Below are 13427 nucleotides of genomic sequence, written 5' to 3'. Positions count from 1 at the left end.
CTGTCACAGCCTCTGCAGCGCATATGCCACGGCACGCCATGCAGCCAGTTTCCGCGCGCGTGACCAGCTTGCGTTGGCGGCGCTGCTCGACGGCAACCGCGTCAGCGAGAGCGTGAGCGGCAACTGTGGTACATGACGCCGGAACAGGGTCTGCGCCGCCGTGCCGTTGAAGAACACATCGCTGATCGTCTGGTGGGCAGTGACAAAGCGGCCGATATCGTTCGCCTCGACACTGTCGGCTTCGATGGCGCGGTCGAGACTGCCGCGCCGCCGGCAGCGGTGCACCACGTCCCATAGTGCAATGCGGTTCTCCACCAGCAGACGCTGGCGCGCCTCGACGTCCTCCGGTATCGAGCAATCGAGCACCGCAGCCAGCAGCCACCAGAAGGCGTTGCCAGGATGCCCGTAATAGAACCCCCGTGCGAGCGATGCCTCGCTCGGCATCGAGCCGAGGATCAGTACCCGCGCATCCGGCCCAGCCACCGGCTCGAAGCCACGCAACAGCATCGTCAGCGCGCGCGGCCGCCACTCGGGTACACCGGAGCGCGCCTCATCGCAAACGGCAGGCTGACCCGCCCGCGTGCGCGGTCGATGCACTCTTCAGCCGTATGGCCGAAGCGCTCGACGATCGTCGCGCCGCTCGTGTCGAGGTAGATCGCGTCGAGCAATGCCGCGAGTTCGGACGCGTCGAGCAGCCCCAGCGCCAGCCCGGTTTCAGCGCAGCCCTCGGTCTTGAAGCGCAGGGCCGGTGGTGCGTCGTCCCCGGCCAGCACGGAACGCAGCAGCGCTTCGAGCTGCGCACGCAGGGTGCGTTCCCACACGGTGCGCAGCCCCGTAGCGCGGCTCATCTGCTTCCCTGCCGCGGTCGGGTGAGGTTGCCGCGTTCGGCAAGGAACGGCGCCAGCGCACGTCCCGTGTGGGAGCGTCTGCTGCGTGATACGCGCTCCGGCGTGCCGGCCGCGACGATCCGCCCGCCCCCGGCTCCACCTTCCGGACCCAGATCGATCACCCAGTCTGCTTCGGCCAGCAGATCGAGGTTGTGTTCGATGACCAGCACCGTATTGCCTGCATCGACCAGACGATGCAGCACGCCGACGAGCTTCTCCACGTCTGCCATGTGCAGCCCGACCGTCGGCTCGTCGAGCAGGTACAGCGCGTGCGTTGTGCCGCGCCGCTCCCCTTCCCCACGCATCCGCGCCAGCTCGGTGACCAGCTTGATGCGCTGTGCCTCACCGCCGCTCAGGGTCGGACTCGCCTGCCCGAGCCGCAGATAACCCAGCCCGACTTCGTCGAGCAGCACCAGTGCCCGCTGGATCGACGGGTGTGCGGCAAAGAACTCGACCGCTTCGGCAACGCTCATGTCGAGCACGTCGCTGATGCGCAGGCCGCGGAATCGCACCTCGAGCGTCTCGGCGTCGAAGCGCGACCCGCCGCACTCCTCACAGACGACGTGTACTTCGGGCAGGAAACTCATCTCGATCCGCTGTCGCCCCTGCCCCTCGCAGGAGCTGCAACGCCCGCCCGCCGTATTGAACGAAAAGCGCCCTGGACCGAAGCCGCGCACGCGCGCCTCTGATGTCGCAGCAAACAGTTTGCGCACCGCGTCCCAGATGCCCACATAGGTCGCCGGACACGAGCGCGGGGTCTTGCCGATCGGCGTCTGGTCCACCTCGAAGACACGCGCGATCGCCTCCCAGCCGTCGATCCCCGTGCAGTGTTGCCATGCGATCCGTTGCCCGCGGCGCTGGGCCGTGCGGTCCCGCAGGTTCGACTCCAGCACCTCGCGCATCAGCGTGCTCTTGCCACTGCCACTGACACCACTGAGGCACACCAGACGCCCGAGCGGGATCTCGACGTCCACCCCCCGCAGGTTGTGCCGTGTTGCCCCGCGCACCAGCAACCGCGGTGCATCCGCTGCGATCGCGCGTCGTGAACCATGCAGCGGATGGCGTAGCGGCTCGCGCAGAAAACGTGCAGTCACCGAGTGTGGCGTGCGCATCACGGCGTCGATGCTCCCCGCGGCCACCACCTCGCCGCCCAGCCTGCCCGCGCCCGGTCCCAGATCGACGACGTAATCGGCACGGCGGATCGTCTCTTCGTCGTGCTCGACGACGACCACCGTATTGCCCTTGGTGCGCAGTTGTTCGAGGGTGCCCAGCAGCATCGCGTTGTCGCGTGGGTGCAGGCCGATGGTCGGTTCGTCGAGGATGTAACACACCCCACGCAGGTTCGATCCGAGTTGTGCCGCGAGGCGGATGCGCTGTGCCTCGCCGCCGCTCAGTGTCGGTGCCGCACGTTCGAGCGCCAGGTAGCCGAGTCCCACTTCGCGCAGGAAGCCCAGGCGCGAACGCAACTCGGGCAGCACGTCGCGTGCGATCTCGGCCTCGCGTCCGTCGAGTCGCAAGCGCTCGAACCAGGATAGCGCCCCATCGACCGTCAGCGCGTTGTAGAACGCGGGCCCGTGCCCGTGCAGGCGCACCGCCAACGCTTCCGGGCGCAGGCGCTGCCCCGCGCAGTTCGGACAGGCACGTTCCTGGCCCTGCCACCAGTCGTTCCACACGTTCTCCTCGCCGCTCTGTGCCGCATCGAAACCTTCGAGCTGCAGACCGGTACCAAAGCAGGCAGGACACCAGCCGTGCGCCGAGTTGTACGAGAACAGACGCGGATCGAGTTCGGCAAAGTTGCGCTCGCAGCGCGGGCAGCAGCGGCGCGTCGAGTAGGCGTGCACGCTGCCCTGCTGCGGGCCATCGAGCACGAGTACCTGCACGCTGCCGTTACCGGCTGCAAGCGCTTCGTCCAGGCCTGCACGAAGACTCGCCTCATCGCGCGCCCTGACGGTGAGCGTCGCCAGCGGCAGTTCGATCCAGTGCTCGCGATAGCGATCGATTCGTGGCCACAGCTCGGTAGGCACCAGCACGCCGTCGACGCGCAACCACTTCTGACCGCGACGCGCAGCATGCGCCGCGATCGCCGTGTAGAGCCCCTTGCGCCCGCTGACCAGCGGAGCCAGCAACTGCACACACCGCCCGCGGAATTCGCGCAGGACGCGCGCCGCGATCAGCTCCGGCGACTGCGCCTCGATCGGAATGTCGCAGCCAGGGCAGTACTGGCGTCCCAGCTTGACGAACAGCAGCCGCAGATAATGGTGGATCTCGGTCATCGTGGCGACGGTGCTCTTGCGCCCACCCCGGCTGGTGCGCTGCTCGACCGCGACCGCCGGCGGAATGCCGCGGATCGCATCGACGTCCGGACGCACCGCGGGCTGCACGAACTGGCGCGCGTAGGCGTTCAGCGACTCGAGGTAACGGCGCTGCCCTTCGGCGAACAGGATGTCGAAAGCCAGTGTGCTCTTGCCGCTGCCGCTGATGCCGGTGATCACGCTGAGCGCATCGCGCGGCAGGTCGAGGTCGATGTCCTTCAGGTTGTGTTCGCGTGCATGCCGGATCTCGATTGCAGTGCTGCCGCGACGCCTGCGCTTCGCAGCGGCCGCAGCCGGCATGCGCCCACGTTCGCCGCGCCAGGCGGCCAGCGCCACACCCGTCGGGCACCCGGTCTGCACCATCGCGTCCGGCGTTCCCTGGAACAGCAATTCGCCGCCGGCCTCGCCGCCGTCCGGGCCCAGTTCGATCAGCCAGTCGGCGCAGTCGATCACGTCGAGGTTGTGCTCGATCACCAGCAGCGAGTCACCGCCGTCGAGCAGACGGTCGAAGGCACCGAGCAGCCGTGCGATATCGTCGAAATGCAGCCCGGTCGTGGGCTCGTCGAACACGAACAGCACACCCTTGCCGTCACGTCTGCGTTCCGTTGCCTCGGCGATATGCCCGGCGAGCTTCAGACGTTGCGATTCGCCACCGCTCAGCGTCGGCACCGGCTGTCCCAGCGCCAGGTAGCCGAGGCCCACTTCGACCAGTGGCGTCAGCGTGCGCACCACCTCGGTCTCGCTGGCAAGGCCGAGCAGCGCCTCGTCGACGGTCAGCGCCAGCACGTCGGCGATCGAGTGTCCCGACGCGAGCCGCACCTCGAGCACCTCGGCGCGAAACCGCTTGCCGTCGCACTCGGGGCAGCGCAGATAGACGTCGCTGAGGAACTGCATCTCGACGTGCTCGAAACCGCTGCCCGAGCAGGCGGGACAACGACCATCGCCCGAATTGAAGCTGAACGTGCCCGGTGTGTAGCCACGTTCGCGCGCAAGCGGGCTCGCCGCGAACAAGGCGCGGATCGACGCCCAGGCGCCGACATGGCTGGCGGGGTTGGAACGCGCGCTGCGAGCGATCGGCGCCTGGTCCACGAACACCACGTCAGCGAGCCGCTCCAGTCCGTGCAGCGCCCGGTGCGCCCCGGGTGCATCCAGCGGCCGTCCGAAGTGCTGGCGCGCCGCCCGATGGAGCACATCGCCGACCAGCGTCGACTTCCCCGAACCGCTGACCCCGGTCACGCAGACCAGCGCACCAAGCGGCAGCCGCACGTCGATACCGCGCAGGTTGTTCGCGCTCGCGCCGAGCAGGGTCAGGCAGGCACCGCTCACTGCATCGACCATCCGGCGTCGGCGCGTGATCGCCCGATCTCCGCGCAGGTACGCACCCGTCAGCGACCCGGCCACGGCAGCAATCCCGCGCGCCGGACCGTGATAGACGATTGCACCACCGGCTCGCCCCGGCCCGGGTCCCATATCGATCAGGCGATCCGCTGCGAGCATCAATTGCGGATCGTGCTCGACCACCAGCAAGGTATTGCCGGCATCGCGCAGGCGCTTCAGTACCTCGACCACGCGCCCCACGTCGCGCGGATGCAGCCCGATGCTCGGCTCGTCGAGAACGAACAGGGTATTGACCAGCGAGCTGCCGAGCGCGGTCGTCAGGTTGATCCGCTGCACCTCGCCGCCACTCAGCGTGCGCGACTGGCGATCCAGCGTCAGATAGCCGGCCCCCACCTCGACCAGGAAGCGCAGGCGCGAGCGGATTTCGGCCAGCACCAGAGCACTCGCCTCGTCTGCTGCTCCGGGTAACTGCAGCGTGTCGATGAATTCCAGCGCGCGCGTGACCGGAAGCAGCGAGAAGGCGTGATAGTCGAGCCCCGGTCCACCGCCCTCGGCAGCGCCGTGCAGCCGCCAGCGCAGCGCTTCGGGCTTCAGTCGTGCGCCGTGGCAGCTCGCGCATGTCTCGTAGCTGCGGTATTTCGACAGCAGCACACGGATGTGCATCTTGTAGCTCTTCGATTCGAGATATTCGAAGAAGCGGCGCGTGCCGTACCAGACGCCATCGTCGAATCCTCCTTCTCCTTCGATCACCCAGTTGCGATCGGCTGCGGACAGCTCACTCCACGGCACGTCCAGCGCAACCCCACGCCGATGTGCGTAGCGTTCCAGATCCTGCTGGCACTCGCGCCACGCACCTGTCTGCAACGGCTTGATCGCACCGCCACCCAGCGTGCGCGTCGGGTCGGGTATCACCAGGCGATAGTCGATACCGATCGTGCGCCCGAAGCCACGGCACGTCGCGCATGCCCCGAGCGGCGAGTTGAACGAGAATGCCGCTGCCGGCAGGGTTGCATACGCGATATCGCAGTCTGCACAGTGCAGCGAATCGGAAAACCGCAACGCGTCGTTGCTCTCGCCGGTGCGCACTGCGATGCGACCACGTCCGAGCCGCAATGCTGTTTCCAGGCTCTCCAGCAGGCGGGAGCGGTTCTCCTCGCGCAGGCGCACGCGGTCCTGCTGCACGAGCAGCCCCTGCCCGCTTTCCTCGACACGCGTGTATCCCTGCGCCGCGAGCACAGCACGCAGTTGCCCGGCGTCCATTCCGGGGAGCGGTTCGACGTCAAACGTGATGGTCGCGATCGTGTCGGCGAGACGCGGGTCGGCCAGCAGACGTGCAGCAACGCTGGCCGGGCTGTCGGCCCCAACCGCTCGCCCACAGCCATCGCAGTGCAGCGTTGCCGCACGCGCGTACAGCAGCTTCAGGTAATCGTTCAGTTCGGTCATCGTGCCGACCGTGGAGCGTGAAGTGCGCACCGATGCGCTCTGCTCGATCGCGATCGCCGGCGGAATGCCGCGAATCGCGTCGACCTGCGGGCGATCCATGCGGTCGAGGAACTGGCGCGCGTACGGCGAGAACGTTTCCACGTAGCGCCGCTGTCCCTCGGCATAGATGGTGTCGAACGCGAGCGAGGACTTGCCCGAACCGCTGACGCCGGTTATGACGGTGAACATGCCGAGCGGCAGTTCGAGGTCGATGTTGCGCAGGTTGTTCTGGCGCGCGCCGCTGATGCTGATCGAATCTTCCACGTGGGGGTCCATGCCTGCACTGCCTGTCCGGACGGACCTGGCAGGGCCCGCCCGTGAATCTTCGCCGACCACGGCGCCGGGCTGCAACGTTGCAAGGACGAACCGGAGCCGGTGCTGCGTGCGTGCTACCGCTACGCCGAGCGTCCCACGGGCGACCGCTGGACTATACTTCGCGACACCGTGAACCCGGGAATGCACTGCATGCCGTCGACCGTGAACCGAACCGTCATCGCTCTCTGTCTTGCGGGGATGTTTGCCACTCCCGCCTCGGCACTGCCGCTGTTCGGCCCGAACTGCCTGGAAACCCTGACCGAACGCACGCACATCTGGGCCGAATGCAACGGGCGGTTCGGTGCCAGCAACACGCGCTGCAAGTCACCGAAGACGCGCATGCACCACGCCATGCAGAAGTGCGAACACAAGGGTTACAGCAAGACGGAAATCGACGCCGCCATGGCGGCAGGCTATCGCAGCGCCGGAACCCGCGAAGCCATCAAGCCGGCGACGGAAACAAAGCGTAACTGATCACTCCTGCAGCTCAGCTCACGAGGCAGCCACTACAGGATCTGCACGCCGCGACGCACGTATTCCTCGACACGGATGCCGTGGGTGCCGTTGGCGATCACGGAGCGGATCAGCCAGCCTTCCATGCCGGGTTGCCCCGAGAGGCTCTCCAGATCCAGCACCCGCTCGCGGCATGGCTGTTGCTGCTCGTCGCGTACCAGCAACACCCGGGGCAGATGGCGGTTGCGGTAGTTGGTGCTGAGCACGATGCCGTGGCTGCCGTTGACGAGCTGCACGATGCTGCCGGTCGGGTAAAGTCCGATGCAGCGCACGAACTCGTCGACGAGTTGCTCGTCGTATTTGCTGCCGGCACCCCGTCGCAGCACATCGAGTCCGCGCAGCGACGCCAACCCCTTGCGGTAGCAGCGATCCGATGTGACGGCGTCGTAGACGTCACACAGCGTGACGATTCGTGTCATGCGGCAAATCCCCGCCGCCTTCAGTTTGCGCGGATAACCACTGCCGTCGAGCGCTTCGTGATGCCCGTAAGCAACGTCGACCGCGCCATGGCTCAGGTTGCGGTGCGCCATCAGGATGGTACGCCCGTCGACCGGGTGCTGTTTCATGAGCTCGAATTCCGGCTGGGTCAGTGCGCCTTCCTTGTTCAGCACCTCGAGCGGAGTCAGTGTCTTGCCGACGTCGTGCAGCATCGCTGCAAACCCGATGGCGTTGAGATCGTCCTCGCCATAACCCAGGTGACGCCCGAAATTGATCGCAAGCAGGCCGACGTTCACACAATGCTCGGAGGTATAGGCGTCACGATCACGGATCCGTGCCAGCCAGAGCATCGCATCCGGGCTGTCGATGATCTGCCGTACGGCGCTGGACACCGTCGCCTTCACCTCCTGGATGTTGATGGCACGCCCGAGGCGCACATCGTCCATCAGTGAGCGGGTCAGCGCGCGCGCATCGCTCTGCAGCTCCGATGCCTGCTGATAGGCGATGGTGTCCGGAGGACGTTTCGGGAACGGCAATGGCTTGCGCGACGGCGGCTTCAAGACGGCACGATCGACGGGTGGCACCCACTCGGCATCGTCGTACTCGACGATCACTTCCTCGCAGTAACGGGCGATTTCCGCGATCTGCTGCACGTTCTCGACCGCAAACCCCTGGAACAGGAACGGCGTCTCGGTCAACGGGCGATCGAGTTCGACCACCCGCATACCCACTTGCAGCGCATCGACCGCGATGCGTTCGCGGCGCACTGCTGCATGGAAATACCCCTGCCTTGACCGAGCCACCGTCGACATCAGGCTCCCCGCGCCATGCGCTCATCACTGTGATCAACGATCGCTATATATAGTCGGTCCCTGCCGGGCTTTCCACGCTCGGGTCTTGCTCGCGAGACGTGTTTCACAACACCACGCCCGCACAGCCTCGAAGTCGCCGCGGAACACCACGCGATCGGCTGCCTTGCCAAGCTGGTATTCGTACATCGGGTCGTAGTACTCGTGCAGCAGCAGCGCGATCCACGCACGGTGCGCGTGCGTGTCGCCTTCCTGCCGGTGGCGCTCGAGCGCCGCGTGCAGCAGCCCCTCTGCCGTGCGGTGACGATCGCCGCCAAGCCGACGTGCGATGCGTGTCAGGCCGTCGTGCAGGGCACGGCCGAAGCGCACGAAACCGTGTTCGGGATCGGCCGCAAGCCAGTCGCTCAGGTCTTCGTGGATGTACTCGGTGAGGATCCGGTCCACTCTTTCCTCGAACCTCGACTCGACGATCACCAGCGGGGCCGCCTTCATTGTGCGATGCAGGTCCTGCGGGACCGTGACCGGTCCGATCTGGCGGCTTTCGTCTTCGAGAAACAGCGTGGCGCCGGCTGCGTCGAGGCGCTGGTGCAACAATGCCACCGCAAGCGCGTTTTCGAAGCCAGCCTGCGAGGGGGGCACGCTCACGCGTCTGCCGAAGCTCGAGCCACGGTGATGCGCGAAACCCTCGAGGTCGATGCCGCCCGCAAGCTCCCGGATCAACGCGGTCTTCGCCGACCCCGTACGCCCGCCTATGACGACCAGTGCCGCCTGTGGCGCCAGCACCTCGAGTTCGTGCAACAGGTGCAGACGCAACGCCTTGTAACCGCCCTCGACCACCCGTACCGGGACGCCCTCGACGCTGATCCACTCCGCAGCGAGACGAGAACGCATGCCGCCGCGCCAGCAATGCAGCACAGCATCCGGATGCATCCGCAGGAAATCGCACCAGCGCGCCGTGCGTTGCGCACGTGTATGCCCGCTCACCAGGCGGTGGCCCAGCGCGACCGCGGCCTGTTGCCCTTCGCGCTTGTAGCAGGTTCCCACCTGCTCACGTTCGTTCGTGTCGAGGATCGGCAGGTTCACCGCACCTGGAATCGCGCCGTGGTCGAACTCGATTTCGGCACGCACGTCGATGAGCGCTGTCCCCTTGCACAGCAACCGATCGAATTCGGACGCAGTGACCACGCCAAAAGTCATATCCAATCCATCATGCAGCCTCGTCTGAAGATGCTAGCCGGGCGCAGGCGTGCCTGCCACAGTGGGGATGCGTGGCATTTGCACGGCATGGCTTGTTGCGAATCATTCCCATTGTTTTATAAGCTGCATGCATGCAAAGCTCCAGCACCGAATTCACAAACCTGCAACCCGGCGACCAGGCCCGGGTCAAGGGCTTCGGCCCGATGCCCGAGTACTACCGTAACCGCCTGCTCAGCATGGGACTTACGCCGGGGACCGAGTTCACCGTGATGCGCCAGGCTCCGCTGGGCGATCCGGTCCAGATCATGGTGCGCGGGTTCCGCTTGAGCCTGCGTCGTGCCGAAGCAGGCACCCTGCAGGTGGAGGTGCTGTGACGAAGCCGTTCACGATCGCGCTGGTCGGCAATCCGAACTGCGGCAAGACCACGCTCTTCAACCGCCTCACCGGGACTCACCAGAGCGTGGGCAACTGGCCCGGCGTGACCGTCGAGCGCAAGACCGGCACTTTCACGCACGAGGGACTGCAGATCCGCGTCGTCGACCTGCCGGGGACCTTCTCGCTGCATGTCTCGCGTGACGACGACGCGATCGACCAGCAGATCGCGCAAGCCTACGTGCTGTCACGCGAAGCGGATCTGATCGTCAACATCATCGACGCTGCAACGATCGCACGCGGCCTGTATCTGAGCGCGCAGATCTTCGACGCCAGCCTGCCGGTGGTGGTTGCACTGAACATGATCGATGTGGCCCATTCGCAGGGGCTGCACGTCGACCCGCACCGCCTGGCGACCTGTCTCGGCTGTCCGGTAGTTCCGCTGGTCGCCAATCGCGGCGACGGCATCCGCGCATTGATCGAGGCCATCTGTGCCGAGTTGCAGACCGCACAGCCACCCCCGGCACGCTTCGCACTGGACGCCACATTGGAGAGCGCTCTGCTGCAGGTGCAGTCTGCCCTCGACCCCACGCAGGCCGGTCCCAACGGCCGGCTGCTCGCCGCTGCGCTGCTGGCCCGTGACGCCGCAGCGCTCGAGCGCATCGGCGAGCCCGCGCGCTCGCGGCTGCTGCCGGTCATCGACGAAATCGAGGCTGGCCTCGGCGGCAACGCCGGCGATGCGCTGATCGCCGCACGCTACCACACCATCGGGCAGATCGTGGACCAGGCGGTGCGCAGCGAAAAAGGCAAGCGGGTCAATATCACCGAGCTTCTGGATCGATTGCTGCTGAACCGTGTGCTCGCGTTCCCGCTGCTGTTTGCCGTGATGTACCTGATGTTCACGTTCACGATCAACGTGGGCGGGGCATTCATCGATTTCTTCGACCTGGCGGCCGGAGCCCTGTTCGTCGAACTGCCGCGCTCGCTGATGGACGCGGCCGGTTTTCCGCCGTGGCTGATCGCCGCGATCGCGGACGGCGCCGGCGGCGGCGTGCAACTGGTCGCAAGCTTCATCCCGATCATCGCCGCGCTGTTCCTGTTCCAGAGCTTCCTCGAGGACTCCGGTTACATGGCGCGCGCCGCGTTCATCCTCGACCGACTGATGCGCACGGTCGGCCTCCCCGGCAAGGCCTTCGTGCCGCTGATCGTCGGCTTTGGCTGCAACGTGCCTGCCGTGATGGCCACGCGCAGCCTGGATACCCGACAGGACCGGCTGCTCACGGCAATGATGGCCCCATTCATGTCCTGCGGTGCGCGGCTGACGGTCTATGCGCTGTTTGCCGCGGCACTGTTCCCGCGCAACGGCCAGAACGTCGTGTTTGCCCTGTATCTGATCGGTATCGCACTCGCGATCGGCACCGGAATGCTGCTGCGACGCCGGCTGATGTACCGCGACCTCTCGCCGTTCCTGCTCGAGCTGCCACCGTACCACGTACCCACGCTGCGCGGTCTGCTGCTGCATACCTGGTTCCGCCTCAAGGGTTTCGTGCTGCGTGCCGGCAAGGCCATCGTGAGCGTGGTGCTGGTGCTGAACTTCGTGAATTCGATCGGCGTCGACGGGAGCTTCGGCAACCAGAACACCGACCGCTCGCTGCTGTCGCAGATCGGCAAGACGATCACACCGTTGTTCACTCCGATGGGGCTCGATGAGCACAACTGGCCGGCAACGGTCGGCATCTTCAGCGGCGTCTTCGCCAAGGAAGTCGTGGTGGGCACGCTGGACGCCCTGTATACGACGATGGCGCAGGGCGACGGGGAAATTGCTCCGCCGACCGGTGCGCGCGAGATGCTGGACGAGGCCTTCGCGTCGGTGAAGACGAATCTTGCGGCACTCGGAAGCAAGCTCGGGGATCCGCTCGGACTCGGCAACGTCGGTGACCGCGAAGCGTTGATCGCAGCGGAAGGCTTGCACGGGACGACCTTCAGCCTGATGGCACGCATGTTCGACGGGCAGATCGGTGCGTTTGCCTACGTGCTGTTCGTGCTGCTGTACATGCCCTGCGTGGCGACGCTCGGTGCCTTGCACAAGGAAATCGGCGGCTTCTGGGCGTTCTTTTCGGCCACCTGGAATACGGTGATCGCGTACACGCTGGCCGTGATCGTCTACCAGGGTGGCACCGTCGCGGCGCATCCGCTCGCGTCGGCGCTGTGGATCGCCGGCTGCCTGGCCGCGCTGGCCGGCAGCTACATGTGGCTGATGCACCTCGGCGAGAAACGCCACGGCGACGATCGGCTGATACCGGTGATCAACCTCTGAATCACGCTTGCATCGCCCGCCGCACGGGGCATGGAATTCACACCGGTTCGCGACGCCAGATCGATCCTTCGCGGGTATCCTCGATCACGATGCCCTGTGCGCGCAACTCGTCCCGGATTGCGTCTGCGCGCGCGAAATCCCGCGCCTTCTTGGCCTGCACTCGCTCGGCCACCCGCTTGTCGATCGGCGCATCGTCGCCTGCGCCGTCTCCGCCACGACGAAACGCGAGCGGATCGTCACCGAGCAGGCCGAGGATCGCACCCAGCCCGCGCAGTTCCCCGGCCAGGCGGCGCGCCTGCACGGCGTCCCCCGCGCGCGCCACCGCATTCAGTTCGCGTGCGAGCTCGTGCATCGTCGCGAGCGCTGCCGGGGTGTTGAAGTCGTCGTCCATCGCTGCGCAGAAGCGCTCGAGGTACACACTGCCGGCCATCGCCATCGCCATCGGCGTGAGCGCTGCGACGTCGCCGAAGTCGCGCAGCGCGGCATAGAAGCGCTCCAGCGCCTGACGCGCCGCCTGCAGGCTCGACTCCGCGTAGTTCATCGGGCTGCGGTAGTGGCTGGCGAGCAGCAGGAAACGCAGCACCTCGGGCTGGTGGCGCTGCAGCACATCGCGGATCGTGAAGAAGTTGCCGAGCGACTTCGACATCTTCTCGTCATCCACGCGCAACGGTCCGACGTGCATCCAGTAGTTCGCAAAACACTTGCCGGTAGCCGCTTCGGACTGTGCGATCTCGTTCTCGTGATGCGGAAAGATCAGGTCGGGACCGCCCCCATGAATATCGAAGGTCTCGCCAAGGCAACGCATCGACATCGCCGAACATTCGATGTGCCAGCCAGGTCGCCCGGCACCCCACGGCGAGTCCCACGCTGGCTCGCCCGCCTTGGCGGCCTTCCACAGCACGAAGTCGCGCGGGTCTTCCTTGTCCTCCCCGACCTCGACGCGTGCACCGGCCAGCAGATCGTCGGGATTTCGCCCCGACAGCTTGCCGTACCCGGCAAAGCGCGCCACGCGGTAATACACATCACCGTTCGCCGCCTGATACGCATGCCCCGATTCCACCAGCCGCGCGACGATCGCCAGGATGGCATCGATATGCGCCGTGGCGCGTGGTTCCCGGTCGGGCGGCAGATTGCCGAGTGCGCGCTCGTCCTCGTGCATCGCCGTGATCATGCGCTCCGTGAGCGACTCGATGGTCTCGGCATTTTCACCCGCGCGACGGATGATCTTGTCGTCGATATCGGTGATGTTGCGCACGTAGTCGAGTTGCCAGCCGCTGGCGCGCAGGTAGCGCGCGACCACGTCGAAGGCAACCAGCAGCCGTGCGTGCCCGATATGACAGTAGTCGTAGACCGTGATGCCGCAGACGTACATCCCGATCCGACCGGGTACCAGCGGGCGGAATTCCCCGGTGCGCCGGTTCATGGAATTGTGAATGCGCAGCGCCAT

Annotated in this window: 9 protein-coding genes; 3 read left to right on the top strand and 6 right to left on the bottom strand. The window is 66.3% G+C overall.

Going from position 1 to position 13427, the window contains the following annotated elements; all coding sequences use genetic code 11:
- Window positions 1–3 precede the first annotated feature (3 nt).
- The 3 genes from H7A12_00715 to uvrA are packed head-to-tail and all read right to left on the bottom strand — an operon-like array spanning window position 4 to window position 6295.
- Window positions 4–507 carry a DNA-deoxyinosine glycosylase gene (locus H7A12_00715; protein MCP5319351.1) on the bottom strand — a complete coding sequence of 168 codons (504 nt, stop codon included), beginning with the start codon at window positions 505–507 and terminating at the stop codon, window positions 4–6.
- Window positions 508–509: 2 nt separating this feature from the next.
- A complete protein-coding gene (locus tag H7A12_00710) occupies window positions 510–848 on the bottom strand; it encodes a hypothetical protein (protein ID MCP5319350.1) in 339 nt (112 codons plus the stop codon).
- Window positions 845–6295 (bottom strand): excinuclease ABC subunit UvrA, encoded by a 5451-nt coding sequence (uvrA, locus tag H7A12_00705; GenBank protein ID MCP5319349.1) that lies wholly within the window; start codon window positions 6293–6295, stop codon window positions 845–847. The genes H7A12_00710 and uvrA overlap by 4 nt, the downstream gene beginning before the upstream one ends.
- Before the next feature lie 201 nt (window positions 6296–6496).
- Here uvrA and H7A12_00700 point away from each other — a divergent pair, with 201 nt between their 5' ends.
- Window positions 6497–6808: a hypothetical protein gene (locus H7A12_00700; protein MCP5319348.1), complete on the top strand. Its 312-nt coding sequence runs from the start codon at window positions 6497–6499 to the stop codon at window positions 6806–6808.
- Window positions 6809–6840: 32 nt separating this feature from the next.
- Here the strand turns inward: H7A12_00700 and H7A12_00695 are convergent, their stop codons facing one another.
- Together H7A12_00695 and mnmH are read right to left on the bottom strand one after the other, a co-directional pair.
- Complete coding sequence (locus H7A12_00695) at window positions 6841–8097, bottom strand: HD-GYP domain-containing protein (protein ID MCP5319347.1); 1257 nt, start codon at window positions 8095–8097, stop codon at window positions 6841–6843.
- 33 nt (window positions 8098–8130) lie between these two features.
- Window positions 8131–9297, bottom strand: a complete 1167-nt coding sequence (mnmH, locus tag H7A12_00690) for a tRNA 2-selenouridine(34) synthase MnmH (protein MCP5319346.1) — start codon at window positions 9295–9297, stop codon at window positions 8131–8133.
- Window positions 9298–9422: 125 nt separating this feature from the next.
- Between mnmH and H7A12_00685 the strand changes: the two genes are divergently transcribed.
- Both H7A12_00685 and feoB read left to right on the top strand, forming a co-directional pair.
- Complete coding sequence (locus H7A12_00685) at window positions 9423–9665, top strand: ferrous iron transport protein A (protein MCP5319345.1); 243 nt, start codon at window positions 9423–9425, stop codon at window positions 9663–9665.
- Window positions 9662–11980, top strand: coding sequence for a Fe(2+) transporter permease subunit FeoB (gene feoB / locus H7A12_00680; protein ID MCP5319344.1), 2319 nt, complete (start codon window positions 9662–9664; stop codon window positions 11978–11980). The genes H7A12_00685 and feoB overlap by 4 nt, the downstream gene beginning before the upstream one ends.
- A 37-nt stretch (window positions 11981–12017) precedes the next feature.
- Here feoB and H7A12_00675 read toward each other — a convergent pair whose 3' ends face one another.
- Window positions 12018–13427 (bottom strand): cysteine--tRNA ligase, encoded by a 1410-nt coding sequence (locus H7A12_00675; GenBank protein MCP5319343.1) that lies wholly within the window; start codon window positions 13425–13427, stop codon window positions 12018–12020.

The organism is Pseudomonadales bacterium (assembly GCA_024234165.1).
Classification (GTDB): Bacteria; Pseudomonadota; Gammaproteobacteria; order Pseudomonadales; family UBA5518; genus UBA5518.
Note: the sequence above shows the minus strand (reverse complement) of the source record. Positions and strands in the feature narration are given on the sequence as shown.

What these genes read in the sequence shown, in the direction of transcription:
- H7A12_00715 (MCP5319351.1), bottom strand. Translation starts at nt 507, where the DNA reads ATGCTGTTGCGTGGCTTCGAGCCGGTGGCTGGGCCGGATGCGCGGGTA.
- H7A12_00710 (MCP5319350.1), bottom strand. Translation starts at nt 848, where the DNA reads ATGAGCCGCGCTACGGGGCTGCGCACCGTGTGGGAACGCACCCTGCGT.
- uvrA (MCP5319349.1), bottom strand. Translation starts at nt 6,295, where the DNA reads ATGGACCCCCACGTGGAAGATTCGATCAGCATCAGCGGCGCGCGCCAG.
- H7A12_00695 (MCP5319347.1), bottom strand. Translation starts at nt 8,097, where the DNA reads ATGTCGACGGTGGCTCGGTCAAGGCAGGGGTATTTCCATGCAGCAGTG.
- H7A12_00685 (MCP5319345.1), top strand. Translation starts at nt 9,423, where the DNA reads ATGCAAAGCTCCAGCACCGAATTCACAAACCTGCAACCCGGCGACCAG.
- H7A12_00675 (MCP5319343.1), bottom strand. Translation starts at nt 13,427, where the DNA reads ATGGCGCTGCGCATTCACAATTCCATGAACCGGCGCACCGGGGAATTC.